At 68.1% G+C, this 19,060-nt stretch carries 13 protein-coding genes and 1 tRNA gene; 2 read left to right on the top strand and 12 right to left on the bottom strand.

What is annotated here, in order from left to right; all coding sequences use genetic code 11:
- On the bottom strand, positions 1-372 hold the full coding sequence (gene rpsL / locus ACFW2G_RS10995; protein WP_007265893.1) for a 30S ribosomal protein S12: 372 nt from the start codon (positions 370-372) through the stop codon (positions 1-3).
- A 367-nt stretch (positions 373-739) separates the two neighbouring features.
- On the opposite strand from rpsL, the gene ACFW2G_RS10990 reads away from it, so the two are divergent.
- Positions 740-3,208 carry a YfhO family protein gene (locus ACFW2G_RS10990; protein ID WP_384581337.1) on the top strand — a complete coding sequence of 823 codons (2,469 nt, stop codon included), beginning with the start codon at positions 740-742 and terminating at the stop codon, positions 3,206-3,208.
- A gap of 106 nt (positions 3,209-3,314) precedes the next feature.
- Here ACFW2G_RS10990 and ACFW2G_RS10985 read toward each other — a convergent pair whose 3' ends face one another.
- The 11 genes from ACFW2G_RS10985 to ACFW2G_RS10935 all read right to left on the bottom strand — a co-directional run bounded on the left by ACFW2G_RS10985 (position 3,315) and on the right by ACFW2G_RS10935 (position 17,572).
- Positions 3,315-7,229 (bottom strand): DNA-directed RNA polymerase subunit beta', encoded by a 3,915-nt coding sequence (locus ACFW2G_RS10985; RefSeq protein WP_037918912.1) that lies wholly within the window; start codon positions 7,227-7,229, stop codon positions 3,315-3,317.
- Between the two features lie 101 nt (positions 7,230-7,330).
- Entirely contained in the window at positions 7,331-10,813 is a 3,483-nt protein-coding gene (gene rpoB / locus ACFW2G_RS10980) for a DNA-directed RNA polymerase subunit beta (RefSeq protein WP_037918910.1), read from the bottom strand.
- 567 nt (positions 10,814-11,380) lie between these two features.
- Entirely contained in the window at positions 11,381-11,764 is a 384-nt protein-coding gene (gene rplL, locus ACFW2G_RS10975) for a 50S ribosomal protein L7/L12 (protein WP_037918908.1), read from the bottom strand.
- A gap of 111 nt (positions 11,765-11,875) precedes the next feature.
- Positions 11,876-12,406, bottom strand: coding sequence for a 50S ribosomal protein L10 (gene rplJ, locus ACFW2G_RS10970; RefSeq protein WP_030026650.1), 531 nt, complete (start codon positions 12,404-12,406; stop codon positions 11,876-11,878).
- A 245-nt stretch (positions 12,407-12,651) separates the two neighbouring features.
- On the bottom strand, positions 12,652-13,542 hold the full coding sequence (locus ACFW2G_RS10965) for a hypothetical protein (protein ID WP_384581340.1): 891 nt from the start codon (positions 13,540-13,542) through the stop codon (positions 12,652-12,654).
- An 86-nt stretch (positions 13,543-13,628) separates the two neighbouring features.
- Positions 13,629-14,492: an LppX_LprAFG lipoprotein gene (locus ACFW2G_RS10960; RefSeq protein ID WP_384451566.1), complete on the bottom strand. Its 864-nt coding sequence runs from the start codon at positions 14,490-14,492 to the stop codon at positions 13,629-13,631.
- Positions 14,493-14,714: 222 nt separating this feature from the next.
- Positions 14,715-15,443 carry a 50S ribosomal protein L1 gene (rplA, locus tag ACFW2G_RS10955; protein ID WP_030773774.1) on the bottom strand — a complete coding sequence of 243 codons (729 nt, stop codon included), beginning with the start codon at positions 15,441-15,443 and terminating at the stop codon, positions 14,715-14,717.
- A gap of 89 nt (positions 15,444-15,532) precedes the next feature.
- Positions 15,533-15,967, bottom strand: coding sequence for a 50S ribosomal protein L11 (gene rplK / locus ACFW2G_RS10950; protein WP_030773771.1), 435 nt, complete (start codon positions 15,965-15,967; stop codon positions 15,533-15,535).
- Between the two features lie 184 nt (positions 15,968-16,151).
- Positions 16,152-17,030 carry a transcription termination/antitermination protein NusG gene (nusG, locus tag ACFW2G_RS10945; protein ID WP_384451571.1) on the bottom strand — a complete coding sequence of 293 codons (879 nt, stop codon included), beginning with the start codon at positions 17,028-17,030 and terminating at the stop codon, positions 16,152-16,154.
- Positions 17,031-17,112: 82 nt separating this feature from the next.
- Complete coding sequence (secE, locus tag ACFW2G_RS10940; RefSeq protein ID WP_037918901.1) at positions 17,113-17,394, bottom strand: preprotein translocase subunit SecE; 282 nt, start codon at positions 17,392-17,394, stop codon at positions 17,113-17,115.
- Between the two features lie 105 nt (positions 17,395-17,499).
- Positions 17,500-17,572: transfer RNA gene (locus ACFW2G_RS10935), tRNA-Trp, on the bottom strand.
- 204 nt (positions 17,573-17,776) lie between these two features.
- Between ACFW2G_RS10935 and ACFW2G_RS10930 the strand changes: the two genes are divergently transcribed.
- Complete coding sequence (locus ACFW2G_RS10930) at positions 17,777-19,003, top strand: pyridoxal phosphate-dependent aminotransferase (RefSeq protein ID WP_037918900.1); 1,227 nt, start codon at positions 17,777-17,779, stop codon at positions 19,001-19,003.
- Positions 19,004-19,060: the final 57 nt, after the last annotated feature.

The following is a 19,060-nucleotide window of genomic DNA, read 5'->3' as shown; positions in this document are numbered from 1 at the left end:
TTACTTCTCCTTCTTGGCGCCGTAGCGGCTGCGGGCCTGCTTGCGGTTCTTGACAGCCTGGGTGTCAAGCGCACCGCGGATGATCTTGTAACGAACACCCGGCAGGTCCTTCACACGGCCACCACGCACGAGCACGATCGAGTGCTCCTGCAGGTTGTGTCCCTCACCCGGAATGTAAGCGGTGACCTCGATGCCGGAGGTCAGACGCACACGCGCGACCTTACGGAGCGCCGAGTTCGGCTTCTTCGGGGTGGTCGTGAACACACGCGTGCAGACGCCGCGACGCTGGGGCGAGGCCTCAAGCGCGGGAGTCTTTGTCTTCTCGACCTTGTCCTGCCGGCCCTTACGGACCAGCTGCTGGATCGTAGGCACTACTTCTCCGGTTTCTGTGTGCCGTGTAGTGAAGCTAACCTGGAACGTTGCCGACCCACGCGGTCGGGTGTGTCGGATCCTGCACACTTCCACCGAGGTGAGAGGGGCACGGATCGCGGTGTGGTCTTCTCGGCTCACCGCGGGTCTGTGCGCGCGCGGGAGCCCAGGGCACACCCCAGGCACAAGGTCAGAGCGTACCTACCTCACAGAGGTAGGTCAAAACAAATGCCCAGCACGAAAATCCGCCGCGCGCAAGCGGTACGGGGGCCGTTCGGCCCGACGGGCCGCCCCGCCGCCCTAAACTGACAGCTTGCCCGGGCGCTGGGCGCCCGGGAGCCGATCAGCAGGGAGCAGCACATTGGGGACCGTGGCACCCGAGCCGACCACCGTCGACGCCCGGCCCACCGCAGCGGACCGCCCCCCGGCCCTCCGCGGACCCGTCCGCCTCTCCGCCCGCCTGCGCGGTCCCCTGTTGGCCTTCCTGCTCGCCGCGTCCGCCGCCGTCGCGGCCTGGGTCGCGCGCGGGACGTTCCCCTTCGGCAACACCGGGCGAGCCATCAACGACCAGGCCAACCAGTACGTGCCCTTCCACCGGGCGCTGTGGGACCTGGTCCACGGGCAGGCCGCCGGGGACCTGTTCTTCACCTGGCGCGGCGGATTCGGACAGCAGTTCCTGTCCGACTACCACACCTACCTCGGCAACCCGTTCTCCTGGCTGGCCGTCCTCGTCCCGCGCGACCACGTCGACCTGGCCGTCTTCGCGGTCACCCCGGTCACGATGGGCACCGCCGCCGCCGTGATGACCGTGTACCTCGGCAAGCTGCACGCCGGCCCCTGGTGGCAGCGGGGCGTGCTCGGGGCGACGTACGGCCTGTGCGGCTGGGCGCTCAGCGACGCCTCGTACATCCCGATGTGGCTCTGGGGCCTGGTCGCCCTCCCGATGCTCGGCATCGCCGTCGAGTGGTGCCTGGAGGGGCGCCGCTGGCCGGGGGCGGCCCTGCTGGTCGCACTCGCCTGGTTCGGGAACTTCTACACCGCGATGATGGCCACGATGGCCGCCTGCGTGCTGCTGGCCATCCGCCTGGCCACCCGCGACACGACGGCCCGGGAGCGGCTGCTGGCCCTGTGGCGGGCCGCGACGGCCGCCGCGACCGGAATCCTGCTCACGCTCCCGCTGCTGCTGCCGTCGTTCCTGTCCAGCGGTGCCGCCCAGCCCACCAGGGCCGCCGCCTTCGACCCCGTACGGATCGAGGTCTTCTTCGCGGGGATGCTCCCGGCCACCCACCTGTGGGGCGGCCGTCCCCGGCTCTACGTGGCCTCGCTCGGCCTGATCCTCGCCGGCTCCTTCCTTCTCAATACCCGGGTCGCGCGCCGCACCCGCCTGGTGTGGGCGGTCGCCACCGCTCTGGTGCTGGCCTCCTTCCAGTTCCCGCCCACGCAGTACGTGTGGCACGGACTGGCGGTGCCGAACGGCAACCCGTACCGCGAGGCCTTCGTGTTCAGCGGGATGGTGGTGGTCCTGGCCTGGCTGGCGCTGGCCAACCGGCCGCGCCCGCTGCACCTGGCCCTGAGCGCCGCCCTGCTGGTCGCCGCTGCCTTCGCCCTGCGCCACACGGACGACTTCGGCGGCTGGACCTGGCCGGCGGTGCTCGGCGGCGGGGGTGTCTCGCTGCTGGCGCTGGTCCTGCTGCGGCTCGGCGAGAAGCGCCGCTTCCTGGTCCCGGTGGCCGCCGTGCTGATGGCCGGTGTCGTCCTCGCGGAGTCCACCGCGGCCGCGGCCGGCGCCGACGCCCGCCGGGCCCGCGAGCGTTGGGCCAAGCCGATCGCCACGTCGAACCGGTCGATCGCACAGCATTTCGACGCCGTGCGCGGGGTCGAGGACTGGCCCGCCCACCGGACCGACTCGGGCGCGCCGCAGACCGCGTACAACGACGCCCTGGCGCTCCGGGCGGAGGGGCCGCAGTCCTACAGCAGCTACCTCCCCGAGGCGACCTACCGGGCCCTGCAGCCCCTGGGGTACGGCTTCAAGAACGACGGCCGGACCTTCTTCGGCGCCGACAACCCGGTGCTCGACGCGATCTTCTCCATCGGCGCGCGGGTCCGTCCGGGGGCGGCGCCGGGCAGCTGGACGGCCGACCGGTTCCCGGCGCCGCCGCTGGCCACCGTCCGCACCGGACCGTACGCCTCCCCGAATCCGGCGGACAGTGTCTACGCCCGCCAGGAGACCGTCCTCGGCGCCACCGTCTACGAGGTCCCGCAGGTCACCCGCGGCGGCAACCCGGAGGTCAGGACGTTCACGGCCCGCTGCCGCCCCGGCTCCGAGGCCTACTGGTACTCCCCCGCCCTCCACGGCTCCCTCCGCGCCGGCGCCACCGAGAAGCCGCTGGCGGGCGCGGTGACGGGGGTGACCCCGCTCGGCCCCGTCCCGGCGTCCGGCGAGGTCGAGGTCAGCGTGCGCACGCGTACGAAGGGGGCCGGCGCCGGAGCCCACCCGCTGGGCTGCCTCGACCGGGCGGCCCTCGCGGCGGCCGTCGACGGCCTCAAGGCCACCGGCGCCACCACCGTCGACGTCGGCGGCCACTCCATCGCGGCCTCCTTCCCCGCGGGCACCCGGGGCACGGCCGTCGTCGCCACCACCGCCGTCCCCGGGTGGAGCTGCTCGGCCCCGGTCAGGCCCTTCCACGGCCTGCTGGCCGTGGACCTCCCCCCGGGTACCACCGAGATCTCCTGCACCTTCACCCCGAAGGGCTTCACCGCAGGCCTGGCCGGCGGAGCCCTGGCCCTCCTGGCCCTCGCCGCGGTCCCGACCTGGACGCGCCTGCGGCGCCGGCGGTGACGCTCCGCCGGCGCCCCCGCAGACCCGCGGCGGGCTCCCCCGCGGAAACGAAAAAGGCCCCCCGCCACTCCTTGCGGAGCAGCGGGGGGCTTCTTCTTACGAGCTCTTAGCCGTTGTACGGGCCGTAGTCGTAGTCCTCCAGCGGGACGGCCTGGCCGGAGCCGGTGCCGAAGGGCGAGTAGTCGATGTCGTCGTAACCGACGGCCGAGTACATCGCGGCCTTCGCCTCCTCGGTGGGCTCCACCCGGATGTTGCGGTAGCGGGCGAGGCCCGTACCGGCCGGGATGAGCTTACCGATGATGACGTTCTCCTTGAGGCCGATCAGGGAGTCGGACTTGGCGTTGATCGCCGCGTCCGTCAGGACCCTGGTCGTCTCCTGGAAGGACGCCGCCGACAGCCAGGACTCGGTCGCGAGCGAGGCCTTGGTGATACCCATCAGCTGCGGACGGCCGGAGGCGGGGTGACCGCCCTCGGTGACCACACGACGGTTCTCGGTCTCGAACTTCGACCGCTCCACCAGCTCGCCCGGCAGGAGCTCCGCGTCGCCGGACTCGATGATCGTCACGCGGCGCAGCATCTGCCGGATGATGATCTCGATGTGCTTGTCGTGGATCGACACGCCCTGCGAGTTGTAGACCTTCTGGACCTCTCCGACCAGGTGGACCTGGACGGCACGCTGGCCGAGGATGCGCAGCACGTCGTGCGGGTTGGTGGCACCCATGGTGAGCTTCTGGCCCACCTCGACGTGGTCGCCCTCGTGCACGATGACCTTGGCGCGCTTCGAGATCGGGAACGCCGTCTCGTCGCTGCCGTCGTCGGGCGTGATGACGATCTTCTTCGTCTTCTCGGTCTCCTCGATCCGCACGCGGCCGGCGGCCTCGGAGATCGGGGCGACACCCTTCGGGGTACGGGCCTCGAAGAGCTCGACGACACGCGGCAGACCCTGCGTGATGTCGTCACCGGCCACACCACCGGTGTGGAAGGTACGCATCGTCAGCTGGGTACCGGGCTCACCGATGGACTGGGCGGCGATGATGCCGACGGCCTCACCGATGTCGACCAGCTTGCCGGTGGCCAGCGAGCGGCCGTAGCAGAAGGCACAGGTGCCGACCGCGGACTCACAGGTCAGGACCGAGCGGGTCTTGACCTCCTCCACGCCGTTGGCGACCAGGGCGTCGATGAGCACGTCACCGAGGTCGACGTTGGCCGGCGCGATGACCTTGCCGTCGATGACGACGTCCTCGGCCAGCATGCGGGCGTAGATCGAGGTCTCGACGTCGTCGGCCTTGCGCAGCACGCCGTCCTCGCCGCGAACGGCGATCTTCAGCTTCAGGCCGCGCTCGGTGCCGCAGTCCTCCTCGCGGATGATCACGTCCTGCGAGACGTCCACCAGACGACGGGTCAGGTAACCCGAGTCGGCGGTACGCAGGGCGGTGTCCGCCAGACCCTTACGGGCACCGTGCGTGGAGATGAAGTACTCCAGAACGGTGAGGCCCTCGCGGAAGGACGCCTTGATCGGACGCGGGATGGTCTCGTTCTTCGCGTTCGACACCAGACCACGCATACCGGCGATCTGTCGCATCTGCATCATGTTTCCTCGGGCACCCGAGTCAACCATCATGAAGATGGGGTTCGTCTTGGGGAAGTTCGCGTTCATCGCCTCGGCGACCTCGTTGGTCGCCTTGGTCCAGATCGCGATGAGCTCCTGCGTGCGCTCGTCCTTGGTGATCAGACCGCGCTCGTACTGCTTCTGGACCTTCTCGTCCTGCGCCTCGTAGCCCGCGACGATGGCCTTCTTAGCCTCGGGCACGACGACGTCGGAGATGGCCACGGTGACACCGGAACGGGTCGCCCAGTGGAAGCCGGCCGCCTTCAGGTTGTCGAGCGTCGCCGCCACGATGACCTTGGGGTAGCGCTCCGCCAGGTCGTTGACGATCTCGGAGAGCTGCTTCTTGCCCACCGAGTAGTCGACGAACGGGTAGTCCTCGGGCAGCAGCTCGTTGAAGAGCGCGCGGCCCAGGGTGGTGCGCAGGCGGAAGCTGTCGCCCGGCTGGAACTCGCGCTCGGCGACGCCGTCGTCCCCGCCCTCGGCGACCGGCGGCACCCAGCCGCGCGGCGGGATGGTGCCCACCGGGAAGCGGATGTCGACGGACGACTGCAGCGCGAGCTCGCCGGCGTCGAACGCCATGGTCGCCTCGGCCGTGGAGCCGAAGGCGCGGCCCTCGCCCTTGGTGTCGCGCAGGTCACCGTCGGTGGTCAGGAAGAACAGACCCAGGACCATGTCCTGCGTCGGCATCGTGACCGGACGGCCGTCGGCCGGCTTGAGGATGTTGTTCGAGGACAGCATCAGGATGCGGGCCTCGGCCTGCGCCTCCGCGGAGAGCGGCAGGTGCACGGCCATCTGGTCACCGTCGAAGTCCGCGTTGAACGCGGTGCAGACGAGCGGGTGGATCTGGATGGCCTTGCCCTCGACCAGCTGCGGCTCGAAGGCCTGGATGCCGAGGCGGTGCAGCGTGGGCGCACGGTTCAGCAGAACCGGGTGCTCCGCGATGACCTCTTCCAGGACGTCGTACACGACCGTGCGGCCGCGCTCGACCATCCGCTTGGCGCTCTTGATGTTCTGCGCGTGGTTCAGGTCCACCAGGCGCTTCATCACGAACGGCTTGAAGAGCTCCAGCGCCATGGCCTTTGGCAGACCGCACTGGTGCAGCTTCAGCTGCGGGCCGACGACGATCACGGAACGCGCGGAGTAGTCCACGCGCTTGCCGAGCAGGTTCTGACGGAAGCGACCCTGCTTGCCCTTCAGCATGTCGCTGAGGGACTTCAGCGGGCGGTTGCCGGGGCCCGTCACCGGGCGGCCGCGGCGACCGTTGTCGAAGAGCGCGTCCACGGCCTCCTGGAGCATGCGCTTCTCGTTGTTCACGATGATCTCGGGGGCACCGAGGTCGAGAAGGCGCTTCAGGCGGTTGTTGCGGTTGATCACGCGGCGGTACAGGTCGTTCAGGTCGGAGGTCGCGAAGCGGCCACCGTCCAGCTGCACCATCGGACGCAGGTCCGGCGGGATGACCGGGACGCAGTCCAGGACCATGCCCTTGGGCTTGTTGCTGGTCTGCAGGAACGCGGAGACGACCTTGAGGCGCTTGAGCGCACGGGTCTTCTTCTGGCCCTTGCCGGTACGGATGATCTCGCGGAGGCGCTCGGCCTCCTCCTCCAGGTCGAAGGACTCCAGGCGCTTCTGCAGCGCGGCGGCGCCCATGCAGCCGTCGAAGTACGTGCCGAAGCGGTCACGCAGCTCGCGGTAGAGCAGCTCGTCGCCCTCAAGGTCCTGGACCTTGAGGTTCTTGAAGCGGGCCCACACCTCGTCGAGGCGGTCGATCTCGCGCTGGGCGCGGTCGCGGAGCTGCTTCATCTCGCGCTCGGCACCCTCGCGCACCTTGCGGCGCACGTCGGCCTTCGCACCCTCGGCCTCAAGCTCGGCCAGGTCGGACTCGAGCTTCTTGGCACGGCCTTCGAGGTCGGCGTCGCGACGGTTCTCGATCTGCTGGCGCTCGACGGAGACGTGGGCCTCCAGCGACGGCAGGTCGCGCTGGCGGCGCTCGTCGTCGACGAACGTGATCATGTACGCGGCGAAGTAGATGACCTTCTCAAGGTCCTTCGGCGCGAGGTCCAGCAGGTAGCCCAGGCGCGACGGGACGCCCTTGAAGTACCAGATGTGGGTGACGGGGGCGGCGAGCTCGATGTGGCCCATCCGCTCACGGCGCACCTTGGCGCGCGTGACCTCGACGCCACAGCGCTCACAGATGATGCCCTTGAAGCGGACACGCTTGTACTTGCCGCAGTAGCACTCCCAGTCCCGGGTCGGACCGAAGATCTTCTCGCAGAAGAGTCCGTCCTTCTCGGGCTTCAGGGTGCGGTAGTTGATGGTCTCCGGCTTCTTGACCTCGCCGTGCGACCAGGTTCGGATGTCGTCCGCGGTGGCAAGGCCGATCCGCAGCTCGTCGAAGAAGTTGACGTCGAGCACTGTGCGTCAATCCCTCTTTCGGGGTCGTGTCTCTTGATCAGTGGTCTGAACGGTCCCGGGGATGACGGGGGGCTCAGGGTGGGAGCCCCCCGTCAGGCCCGTCAGACCTCTTCGACGCTGCTCGGCTCGCGCCGGGACAGGTCGATACCGAGCTCCTCCGCCGCGCGGAAGACGTCCTCGTCGGTGTCGCGCATCTCGATGGACATGCCGTCCGAGGACAGCACCTCCACGTTGAGGCAGAGCGACTGCATTTCCTTGATGAGCACCTTGAAGGACTCGGGAATGCCCGGCTCGGGGATGTTCTCGCCCTTGACGATGGCCTCGTAGACCTTCACTCGGCCGGTGACGTCGTCGGACTTGATGGTCAGCAGCTCCTGGAGGGCGTAGGCGGCGCCGTACGCCTCGAGCGCCCACACCTCCATCTCACCGAATCGCTGGCCACCGAACTGTGCCTTACCACCCAGCGGCTGCTGCGTGATCATCGAGTACGGACCGGTCGAACGGGCGTGGAGCTTGTCGTCGACCAGGTGGTGGAGCTTGAGGATGTACATGTACCCGACCGAGATCGGGTCCGGGAACGGCTCGCCGGAGCGGCCGTCGAACAGGCGCGCCTTGCCGGACGGGAGGACCAGGCGGTCACCGTCTCGGTTCGGGATGGTGTGCTCGAAGAGGCCGGCGAGTTCGTCCTCGCGGGCGCCGTCGAACACGGGGGTGGCGACGTTGGTGCCGGGCTCGACGCGGTCGGCGCCGATGGACTTCAGCCGCTCGGCCCACTCCTCGCCCAGACCGGAGACGTCCCAGCCGCGGCTGGCGAGCCAGCCGAGGTGGATCTCCAGGACCTGTCCCGGGTTCATTCGGGACGGGACACCCAGCGGGTTCAGGATGATGTCGACCGGGGTGCCGTCCTCCAGGAACGGCATGTCCTCGATCGGGAGGATCTTGGAGATGACGCCCTTGTTGCCGTGACGGCCGGCGAGCTTGTCACCGTCGGTGATCTTGCGCTTCTGGGCGACGTAGACGCGGACCAGCTGGTTCACGCCCGGAGGAAGCTCGTCGCCCTCCTCGCGGTCGAAGACGCGGACGCCGATGACCTTACCGATCTCACCGTGGGGGACCTTGAGCGAGGTGTCACGCACCTCGCGGGCCTTCTCACCGAAGATCGCGCGGAGCAGGCGCTCCTCCGGGGTCAGCTCGGTCTCACCCTTGGGCGTGACCTTGCCGACCAGGATGTCACCGGCGACGACGTCCGCACCGATGCGGATGATGCCGCGCTCGTCGAGGTCCGCCAGGACCTCCTCGGAGACGTTCGGGATGTCCCGGGTGATCTCCTCGGGGCCGAGCTTGGTGTCACGGGCGTCGACCTCGTGCTCCTCGATGTGGATCGAGGAGAGGACGTCGTCCTGCACGAGGCGCTGCGACAGGATGATCGCGTCCTCGTAGTTGTGGCCCTCCCACGGCATGAACGCCACGAGCAGGTTCTTACCGAGGGCCATCTCGCCCTCTTCGGTCGCCGGTCCGTCCGCGAGGACCTGGGACTCGACGATCCGGTCACCCTCGTTGACGATGACCTTCTGGTTGACCGAGGTGCCCTGGTTCGAGCGGGAGAACTTGGCGACGCGGTACGTGGTGTACGTGCCGTCGTCGTTGGCGACGGTGATGTAGTCGGCCGAGACCTCCTGGACCACACCGTCCTTCTCCGCACGGATCGAGTCGCCGGCGTCGACCGCACAGCGGTACTCCATGCCGGTGCCGACGAGCGGGGCCTCCGCCTTGATGAGCGGAACGGCCTGGCGCATCATGTTCGCGCCCATGAGGGCACGGTTGGCGTCGTCGTGCTCGAGGAAGGGGATCATCGCGGTCGCGACGGACACCATCTGGCGCGGGGAGACGTCCATGTAGTCGACGTCGCCGCCGGCGATGTAGTCGATCTCGCCGCCACGACGGCGGACCAGGACGCGGTTCTCGGTGAAGCGCATGTCCTCGGACAGGGCCGCGTTGGCCTGCGCGATGACGAAGCGGTCTTCCTCGTCGGCCGTCAGGTAGTCGACCTCGTCGGTGACGACACCGTCGATGACCTTGCGGTACGGGGTCTCGACGAAACCGAACGCGTTGACGCGACCGTAGGAGGCGAGCGAGCCGATCAGACCGATGTTCGGGCCTTCGGGGGTCTCGATCGGGCACATGCGGCCGTAGTGCGACGGGTGGACGTCACGGACCTCGAAGCCGGCCCGCTCACGGGACAGACCACCGGGGCCCAGCGCCGACAGGCGGCGCTTGTGGGTCAGGCCCGAGAGCGGGTTGTTCTGGTCCATGAACTGGGACAGCTGGCTGGTGCCGAAGAACTCCTTGATGGAGGCGACGACCGGCCGGATGTTGATCAGGGTCTGCGGCGTGATCGCCTCGACGTCCTGGGTGGTCATGCGCTCGCGCACGACGCGCTCCATACGAGCCAGACCCGTGCGGACCTGGTTCTGGATGAGCTCGCCGACGTTGCGCAGACGACGGTTGCCGAAGTGGTCGATGTCGTCGGTCTCGACCACGATCGAACGGCCGGACTCGCCGATCGTCTCGGTCTCGCCGGCGTGCAGCTTGACCAGGTACTTGATCGTGGCGATGACGTCGTCGGTGGTGAGCACACCGGCGTCGAGCGGCTCGTCGGCGCCGAGCTTCTTGTTCACCTTGTAGCGGCCGACCTTCGCGAGGTCGTAGCGCTTGGGGTTGAAGTAGAGGTTCTCCAGCAGCGTCTGGGCGGCCTCACGGGTCGGCGGCTCGCCCGGGCGCAGCTTGCGGTAGATGTCGAGCAGCGCGTCGTCCTGGCCCTGGGTGTGGTCCTTCTCCAGGGTGGCGCGCATGGACTCGTACTCGCCGAACTCCTCAAGGATCTGCTCGGTGGTCCAGCCGAGCGCCTTCAGGAGGACGGTGACGGACTGCTTGCGCTTGCGGTCGATGCGGACGCCGACCATGTCGCGCTTGTCGATCTCCATCTCCAGCCAGGCACCCCGGGAGGGGATGATCTTGGCGGAGAAGATGTCCTTGTCGGACGTCTTGTCGATGGAGGAGTCGAAGTAGACACCGGGGGAACGGACGAGCTGCGACACCACGACACGCTCGGTGCCGTTGATGACGAAGGTGCCCTTGTTGGTCATGAGCGGGAAGTCGCCCATGAAGACCGTCTGAGACTTGATCTCTCCGGTCTCGTTGTTCGTGAACTCGGCCGTGACGAACAGCGGAGCCGCGTAGGTGAAGTCGCGCTCCTTGCACTCGTCGACGGAGTTCTTCGCCGGCTCGAAGCGGTGGTCGCGGAAGGTCAGCGACATCGACCCGGAGAAGTCCTCGATCGGCGAGATCTCCTCGAAGATCTCTTCCAGACCGGACTTGGTGGGGACGTCCTGTCCACTCTCAAGCGCCGACTCGACGCGAGACTTCCAGGCGGCGTTGCCGAGCAGCCAGTCAAAGCTCTCGGTCTGCAGCGCCAGGAGGTTCGGAACCTCGAGCGGCTCCTTGATCTTTGCAAAGGAGATGCGCAGCGGGGCGGTGCTGGCACCGTTGTTCGTATTGGTCGAGGCGTTGCGCGAGGCGGCCAAGAGGGGGTCCTTCCGAGGGCTCGGACTCACTACGCGCGTACCGGTCCCAGCAGACACAGAAGACGGGGCCCCCCGATTCCGGCCAAAACACCAGGTCAGGGTGGATCAATCAAGTGTGCTCAAGCGTGGGCATGTCCCTGGCGACGGGCAGGGGACAGCTAACAGGCAGCGCAAAGGGTCAGTGTAGCCACTTGGCTCACTGATGTCCAGACCAGGTTTCCGGAAACCGGCAACAGGCCTTCCCCATGTCGTTCAACCCTGCGTCCAACGCTGCGGCTCTCGTGCACAGAGCGCGTATCAGTACTGCCCTCTTCGTAGTCGATCCATGCCTCGGATCCCGGATCCGGGCGACCGACCTCTCGACGGGTCTGAGAATTGCGCGCCGCGACCCGTTCGTCAAGGCCCCCTGCTCCGAGCGGATCATCTCCGGACCCTGCGTCGGGGCAACGATGATCACCCTACTCCCCAACGAGACCAGGGCAAGTCAGGCACTGCGGGTACGCCAAAGGGCGACCACCCTTACGGGTGATCGCCCCTTGGAGAGGCCGTCAGGCGGCCTCGGAGGTGTTACTTGACCTCGACGGAGGCACCGGCACCCTTGAGGGCCTCGGCGGCCTTGTCAGCGGCCTCCTTGTTGACCTTCTCGAGGACGGGCTTCGGCGCACCGTCGACGAGGTCCTTGGCCTCCTTCAGACCCAGGGAGGTCAGCTCGCGCACGACCTTGATGACCTGGATCTTCTTGTCGCCGGCGCCGGCGAGGATGACGTCGAACTCGTCCTTCTCCTCAGCGGCCTCGGCCGGGGCGCCGGGGGCACCCGGGGCGGCAACGGCGACGGCCGCGGCGGCGGTGACGTCGAACTTCTCCTCGAAGGCCTTCACGAACTCGGAGAGCTCGATGAGGGTCATCTCCTCGAACTGGGCGAGGAGGTCGTCCTGAGAGAGCTTCGCCATGATGGGCGATCCTTCCACTAATTCGGCAGGTGCCGATGTGTCTATAGAGGCGGGCGTAACGGCCCGCTACGACCCGCGCACTAGGCGGCGCGGATCAATGCGCGAGCCGAATTACTCGGCACCGCCCTGCTCGGCGAGCTTGACGCGAAGCGCTTCCGCGGTGCGGACGAACTTCGACGGCAGCGCCTGGAAGAGCGAGGCAGCCTGGGACTGCTTGCCCTTGAACGCGCCGGCCAGCTTGCTGAGCAGAACCTCGCGGGACTCGAGGTCCGCAAGCTTCTTGATGTCGTCGGCGGAGAGAGCCTTACCGTCAAGGACACCGGCCTTGATGATGAGGTTCGGGTTCTCCTTGGCGAAGTCACGCAGAGCCTTCGCCGACTCCACCGGGTCACCGGTGATGAAGGCGACCGCAGTCGGACCAGCGAAGTGCTCGTCCAGCGCGGTGATCCCGGCCTGGTTGGCCGCGATCTTGGTCAGCGTGTTCTTCACCACGGCGTACTGGGCGTTCTCACCGAGGGAGCGACGCAGCGTCTTGAGCTGCGCGACGGTGAGACCCCGGTACTCGGTCAGCACGGCGGCGTTGGAGCTCTGGAACGCGTCCGTGAGCTCGGCCACCGATGCAGCCTTGTTGGGCGTCGGCATGGTGCGTTCGCCTCCTTCCGGGTGATGAGGACCGCTCAGAAGGGGCTGACATACAAAACGCCCCGGCGCAGGCGCCAGGGCGTAGCTCGACCGGAACGAGTCCGGGAGCATTCCACAGTCACCTGCGCGGGTCGTCCGCAGTAAGCGGATCCTTCGGCCACCGCGCCCTGTCGGGCACAGCAACGACCAGCGGTCTTTGGCTTCCGGGGAAGACTACGTGACGGGTTCCGGTCGAGGCAAATCGGTCAGCGGCGCAGCCCGGGCAACCCGGCGTCCCGCAGCGTCTTGTCGGCTTCCTCCAGGTCCTTGTCGGCCTGTTCGAGGCTCTTGTCGACCTGTTCCAGGTCGGCGTCGACGCCCTTCATCACGGCGTCGAAGGTGATCACATCGTCGGCCGGCGGGGGCTGCACGGCGGGGCCCTTGCCGAAGTCGGAGAACTTCGCCGTGGTCTTCGACGTGCCCTTGGCGTCCGTGCTGGAGCTGTCGACGCGGATCGGGAAGCCGTCCTTGCCGATCCACAGGTCGACCTCGAAGGAGGTGATGTGCCGTACGGACTCGTGGAGGTACCGGCGGCTCTCCTCCTCCATGGCCTTGGTGGAGTCGTCCGCCTGGATCAGGTCCGCGTTGGTGAGGCTGCCCCGGTAGTGCTGGGCCTCGACGCCGTCGGTCTGCTCGGTCCCGACGTGGGTGAGCCTCTCCTGGCCGAGCAGCAGGGCGAGGTACTCGGCCGGGTCCTCGTTCAGCCGGACGCCCGATTTGCCGCCCTTGGCCAGATCCATCTGCATCCAGTTCTTGCCCTTGACGGGCTTGTCCATCCGGGTGTAGACGGTGTCGCCCATCATGATCGAACGGTTGTCGGCCTCGTCGCCCCCGCCCTTGAGGACCACGTCGTGGCTGGACGGGTACCAACCCTTCCTGCCGGACTGGGCACTGGTCTTGCCGTCCCGGTCGACGGTGGACAGCTCCGCCCAGGCGACCTTGGCGGCCACCGTCTTCAGATAGGACGCCTTCACGGCCGCCACGGGGTCGTGCGCCTCGGCGCCGGCCCCCTCCCCGCCACAGGCCGTGAGGCCGCTCACGAGCAGCGCGGCAGCCGCGATTCCCACGCCGGCCCGGGTCCGGACAGCGCTGTTCATCTGGTTCTCCCCCATGAATGGTCGATGCGCGCCGCGCCGCCGCGGTGGAGCGGCGGCGCGGCGGTACTGCGGTGGTGCGGCGGCGATCAGGCGGAGCCCGCGGGGTCGCCCTTCATCATCTCGGCCAGGTCCACGACCTGCTCGGCCGGCGGCGCGGTGACCTCGACGGGCATGTTGACGTCCAGGAACTTCATGGTGACGTCCATCGGGCCGGAGGTGCCGGCACCCCGGGTGCGGACCTGCTTCATCTGGTCGTTCTCGTCGATCCAAAGGTCCATGGTCAGGGTCTTGATGCCCTGGGCCTCCAGTGCCGCGAGGTTCTTCTCCTGGCGCTCCTTCGCCTCCGGCGCGGAGGTGGCGCTGTGGGCCCGCAGCTCGTCGACGGAGACGGTCCCGCTCAGGTGCGTCGTCTTCTGGCCGTCGATGGTCTCGTCGCCGACCTTCTTGAGGTCCTTGGCGGCGCTCAGGCTGTCGGCCGAGTCGGCCGGGTTCTGGCCCTGCTGGGCGGAACCGAGCGAGTCCAGCTGCTTGGCCTGGTCGGGAGCGAGGGTCTTGAGGTCGAACTTCAGCCACTTGCCCTCGGTGCCCATGTACATGGCGCCGTCGAGGAGCCGGATCTGCACCTTCTCCCCCGGCTTCGTGGGCGAGTCCATCGTCATCGACATGGCGACGGTCGGCTTGATGCGCATGGCACCCTCGCCGGCGATCTTCTGGCCCGCCGCCTCGCCCGACATGGAGTACCGAAGCGAAGTGATCTCCTCGGACTTCTTCTTCGCCTTCTCCAGGTAGGCGGCCGGCGTCACCTCCGCCGGCTGCTCCGAGGGCTTGGCCGGTGCCGATGCCCCCGTGTCCTTCTTCGCGTCGTCCCCGTTCTCGCAGGCCGTCGCACCTCCCGCGAGCAGGAGGGCGGCCAGGAGGGCCGCGGCGGTCTTCGTGCGGTACGCGTTCATCAGTTCCCCACCCCGTGGTGATCGTGCGGCGCGTGGTCTCCGGCGTTTCGCCTGCGGCGCCGCTCGTACGACTGTACGACCCGGCAGCGGCAGCCAGCGCACAGGGCTCGCACAGCCCTGGCACAGGATGCGAACCGGGAAACGGAAAACGGGCCCCTCGCCGCCCGTGAAGGGGGCGAGGGGCCCGTTCAGCCGCTCGGTGAGCCGTGGGGCTCAGCGCGATCAGACCGCGGCCGGGTCTTCCTCGACGAGGAGGTTCCGGGTGCGGTTCGGGTCCAGCTGGATGCCGGGGCCCATGGTGGTGCTCAGGGCGGCCTTCTTCAGGTAGCGGCCCTTGGCGGCGGACGGCTTCAGACGAAGGATCTCGTCCAGGGCCGCGCCGTAGTTCTCGACGAGCTGCTCGTCGGAGAAGGAGACCTTGCCGATGATGAAGTGCAGGTTCGAGTGCTTGTCGACGCGGAACTCGATCTTGCCACCCTTGATCTCGGTGACAGCCTTCGCGACGTCCATCGTGACGGTGCCGGTCTTCGGGTTCGGCATGAGGCCACGGGGACCGAGCACGCGGCCGAGGCGGCCGACCTTGCCCATGAGGTCCGGGGTGGACACGACGGCGTCGAACTCGTTCAGGCGGTTGCCCTTGGCGATCTCGTTGATCAGCTCGTCGTCGCCGACGATGTCGGCGCCGGCGGCTTCCGCGGCCGCTGCACGGTCACCGGTCGCGAAGACCAGGACCCGGGCGGTCTTACCGGTGCCGTGCGGGAGGTTCACGGTGCCGCGGACCATCTGGTCGGCCTTGCGCGGGTCGACACCCAGGCGGAAGGCGACCTCGACGGTGCTGTCGAACTTGGTCGAGGAGATCTCCTTGGCGAGACGGACGGCCTCGAGCGGGGCGTACTGCTTCTCCCGGTCGATCTTGGCGTCCGCAGCGCGGAGAGTCTTGCTGCGCTTCACTTCTGCTCCTGTATTTCGGATTCAGGCATGGAGTCGTGGTGCGGACCAGCGCTTGGTCCTACCACTGGTGGTGCTGGGGGGTGGCTGGATCAGCCCTCGACCGTGACGCCCATCGAGCGCGCGGTGCCGGAAATGATCTTCACGGCGGCGTCGATGTCGTTGGCGTTCAGGTCGGGCATCTTCAGCTCGGCGATCTCGCGGACCTGGGCGGCCGTGAGCTTGGCGACCTTGGTCTTGTGGGGCTCGCCGGAGCCCTTCTCGATGCCCGCGTGCTTCAGGATGAGGCGCGCCGCCGGCGGAGTCTTGGTGATGAAGGTGAAGGTGCGGTCCTCGTAGACCGTGATCTCCACCGGCACGACCATGCCACGCTGCGACTCGGTCGCGGCGTTGTAGGCCTTGCAGAACTCCATGATGTTGACGCCGTGCTGACCGAGCGCGGGGCCGACCGGCGGAGCCGGGTTGGCCGCACCGGCCTTGATCTGGAGCTTGATAAGCCCCGTGACCTTCTTCTTCTTGGGAGGCATTGCTCTCTCCGGGTCCTAGTGAGAGTTTTCAGCCGCCGATCCGGTCATCCGGATGGAGGCATACCGCACCACGATAACGGGTATCGGTGCGGGGCTAAAAACCGAGCAGGTCAGACCGCCCTCTGGGGGCGGTCTGACCTGTCCGGAAGCTGTGGCTCAGAAGCCGTGGTCCACGCGGGGTGGATCAGTTCTTCTGGATCTGGTCGAAGCTGAGCTCGACCGGGGTCTCGCGGCCGAAGATCTCGACGAGGCCCTTGACCTTCTTCGAGTCGGGGTTGATCTCGTTGATGGTCGCCTGCAGCGTGGCGAACGGACCGTCGGTGACGGTGACCGAGTCGCCGACCTCGAAGTCCAGGACCTCGATGGTGCGCTTGACGGCGGGCGCGGGCAGGCCGGCCTCTTCCGCGGCGGCCTTGGCGGCCTTCTCCTGCGCCTCCGGGGCGAGCATCTTGACGATCTCGTCCAGGGTCAGCGGGTACGGGTCGTAGGCGTTGCCGACGAAGCCGGTGACACCAGGCGTGTTGCGGACGACGCCCCAGGACTCGTTCGTCAGATCCATGCGGACGAGGACGTAGCCGGGCAGCTTGTTCTGCCGGACGTTCTTGCGCTCGCCGTTCTTGATCTGGACGATCTCTTCCTCGGGCACCTCGGCCTGGTAGATGAACTCCTCGACGTTCAGCGAGACGGCGCGCTGCTCCAGGTTGGCCTTCACGCGCTTCTCGTAGCCGGCGTAGGTGTGGATCACGTACCACTCACCGGGCAGGACGCGCAGCTCGTCGCGCAGGGCCTGGATCGGGTCGACCGGCTCGGCGGGCTCGGCCTCGACGGCCTCCTCCGCGGTCTCGGCGTCACCGGCGGCCTCTTCGGCCTCGGTGTCGGCCTCGGCCTCGTCCGCCTCGTCGCCGGAGACGTGCAGCGCGGCCTCCTCGGCGGCGTCACCCGCCTCGACGTCGGCGAGCTCGGCCTCGTCGGGGTCCACAGCGTCTGCCGCCTCGACGATGTCGAGCTCGTCCTCGACGGACTCGACGGAGTCGTGGCTCGCGTTCAGGTTCGGGTCAGACACGGTGGCTGCTTCTTCCTGGAAAAAAGGTGGTGGAACATGCGAAAAGGGGCGGCACCCATCAAGGCGCCGCCCTCCGCGGGGATCAGCCGAAGACGAACTTGATGGCTTCCTGGAACCCATAGTCAATCACGGTCACCAGACCGATCATGATGACCACGAAGACAATCACCACGGTGGTGTACGTCGTGAGCTGGTTGCGAGTAGGCCAGACAACCTTGCGGAGTTCCGCGACAATCTGGCGGTAGAAAAGCGCGAGACGGCCCAGAGGACCCTTCTTGCCGCGCTTGCCGCCCTTGCGGGCCTTCTTCTCGCGCGCCTCGTCCTCGGCGTCAGGCATGTCGATGGAGCCCAGGGCGTCCGTCACGTCTCTCACCTGAATCCGGGTCGTGGCCGTACCGCGCCCGGTTGCGCCGCACGGCGTTGCATCTAAGTACGTACCTGCGCACACACGTCCGAGAGGAGTGTGGAGCAGGGCCGGAGGGACTCGAACCCCCAACCGCTGGTTTTGGAGACCAGTGCTCTACCAATTGAGCTACGACCCTTTGCGTCCCCCAACCTACCGCATCCGGGCGAGTGCACGGAGTGCTCACGCTTTGCAGCGGCTGGCGAGGTCCAACGACAGGTGAGTGTACGTGAACCGGGCCGTGACGTCGAACAGCACCCGGCCTGACATGCTCCGGGCCGCCTCCCGTCCGTTCACTGAAACGGTGTGCGGCGCTTCTGCGCGGTCTGGGACGATTGCCGGTATGACCTCTGCAACGCCTTCCTCCGAGCGCCGGGTGTCCGCCCGTATCGGCGCCATTTCCGAGTCCGCCACCCTCGCCGTGGACGCCAAGGCCAAGGCCCTCAAGGCCGCCGGACGCCCGGTGATCGGCTTCGGCGCGGGCGAGCCCGACTTCCCGACCCCGGACTACATCGTCGAGGCCGCGGTCGAGGCCTGCCGCAACCCCAAGTACCACCGCTACACGCCGGCCGGCGGTCTGCCCGAGCTGAAGGCCGCCATCGCCGCCAAGACGCTGCGCGACTCCGGCTACGAGGTCGAGGCGTCGCAGGTCCTGGTGACCAACGGCGGCAAGCAGGCGATCTACGAGGCCTTCGCGGCCGTCCTGGACCCGGGTGACGAGGTCATCGTCCCGGCTCCCTACTGGACCACCTACCCGGAGTCGATCCGTCTCGCCGGCGGTGTCCCGGTCGAGGTCGTCGCCGACGAGACCACCGGCTACCGGGTCTCCGTTGAGCAGCTGGAGGCCGCGCGCACCGAGCGCACCAAGGTCGTCCTGTTCGTCTCCCCGTCGAACCCGACCGGTTCGGTGTACAGCGAGGCCGACGCGAAGGCGATCGGCGAATGGGCCGCCGAGCACGGCCTGTGGGTGCTGACGGACGAGATCTACGAGCACCTGGTCTACGGCGACGCGAAGTTCACCTCGCTGCCCGTCCTGGTCCCGGCCCTGCGCGACAAGTGCATCGTCGTCAACGGTGTCGCCAAGACCTACGCGATGACCGGCTGGCGCGTGGGCTGGGTCATCGCCCCGCAGGACGTCATCAAGGCGGCGACGAACCTGCAGTCGCACGCCACCTCCAACGTCTCCAACGTGGCCCAGGTCGCCGCGCTGGCCGCCGTCTCGGGCAACCTGGACGCGGTCGCCGAGATGCGCAAGGCCTTCGACCGCCGCCGCCAGACGATGGTCAGGATGCTCAACGAGATCGACGGCGTCTTCTGCCCGACCCCGGAGGGCGCGTTCTACGCGTACCCGTCGGTCAAGGAGCTCCTCGGCAAGGAGATCCGCGGCAAGCGCCCGCAGACCTCCGTCGAGCTGGCCGCCCTGATCCTGGACGAGGCCGAGGTCGCGGTCGTTCCCGGTGAGGCCTTCGGCACCCCGGGCTACCTGCGCCTCTCGTACGCCCTGGGCGACGAGGACCTGGTCGAGGGCGTGTCCCGCATCCAGAAGCTCCTGGCCGAGGCCAAGGCCTAGGCCCGGGCCTGACCCGTCCCGCAACCCGCCCGGGCGGCGGCACCCCTCGGGGTGCCG

Source organism: Streptomyces sp. NPDC058880 (assembly GCF_042742535.1).
In the GTDB taxonomy this organism is placed as follows: Bacteria; Actinomycetota; Actinomycetes; order Streptomycetales; family Streptomycetaceae; genus Streptomyces.
Note: the sequence above shows the minus strand (reverse complement) of the source record. Positions and strands in the feature narration are given on the sequence as shown.

What these genes read in the sequence shown, in the direction of transcription:
- rplL (WP_037918908.1), bottom strand. Translation starts at nt 11,764, where the DNA reads ATGGCGAAGCTCTCTCAGGACGACCTCCTCGCCCAGTTCGAGGAGATG.
- rplJ (WP_030026650.1), bottom strand. Translation starts at nt 12,406, where the DNA reads ATGCCGACGCCCAACAAGGCTGCATCGGTGGCCGAGCTCACGGACGCG.
- ACFW2G_RS10965 (WP_384581340.1), bottom strand. Translation starts at nt 13,542, where the DNA reads ATGAACAGCGCTGTCCGGACCCGGGCCGGCGTGGGAATCGCGGCTGCC.
- ACFW2G_RS10960 (WP_384451566.1), bottom strand. Translation starts at nt 14,492, where the DNA reads ATGAACGCGTACCGCACGAAGACCGCCGCGGCCCTCCTGGCCGCCCTC.
- rplK (WP_030773771.1), bottom strand. Translation starts at nt 15,967, where the DNA reads ATGCCTCCCAAGAAGAAGAAGGTCACGGGGCTTATCAAGCTCCAGATC.
- ACFW2G_RS10930 (WP_037918900.1), top strand. Translation starts at nt 17,777, where the DNA reads ATGACCTCTGCAACGCCTTCCTCCGAGCGCCGGGTGTCCGCCCGTATC.